The organism is Streptomyces lancefieldiae (assembly GCF_031845825.1).
GTDB classification, from domain to species: domain Bacteria; phylum Actinomycetota; class Actinomycetes; order Streptomycetales; family Streptomycetaceae; genus Streptomyces; species Streptomyces lancefieldiae.
Genome location: NZ_JAVRFH010000432.1, coordinates 1 through 318, shown reverse-complemented (window position 1 = coordinate 318; position 318 = coordinate 1). Strand labels below are relative to the sequence as shown.

Annotated in this window: 1 protein-coding gene; it reads right to left on the bottom strand. The window is 71.1% G+C overall.

Going from position 1 to position 318, the window contains the following annotated elements; all coding sequences use genetic code 11:
• Window positions 1-318, bottom strand: a 318-nt coding sequence (locus RM812_RS42850) for a beta-ketoacyl synthase N-terminal-like domain-containing protein (RefSeq protein ID WP_311586549.1), incomplete at both ends; no start/stop codon positions are given.

Here is a 318-nt window from a genome sequence, read left to right as displayed (position 1 = left end):
CCAGCACCCGACGCCCATGACGCACCGCATCCGACAACCGCTCCACCGCCAGCACACCCACGCCCTCAGCCCAGCCCGTACCATCGGCCGACTCCGAGAACGCCTTGCACCGCCCGTCCGACGCCAGTCCCCGCTGCCGCGAGAACTCCACGAACATGCCTGGCTCGGCCATGACCGTCACCCCGCCCGCGAGGGCGAGGTCGCACTCACCGCCGCGCAGCGCCCGCACCGCCAGATGCAACGCGACCAGCGACGACGAACACGCCGTGTCCACCGTCACCGCCGGCCCCTCCAGACCCAGCACATACGAGATACGAC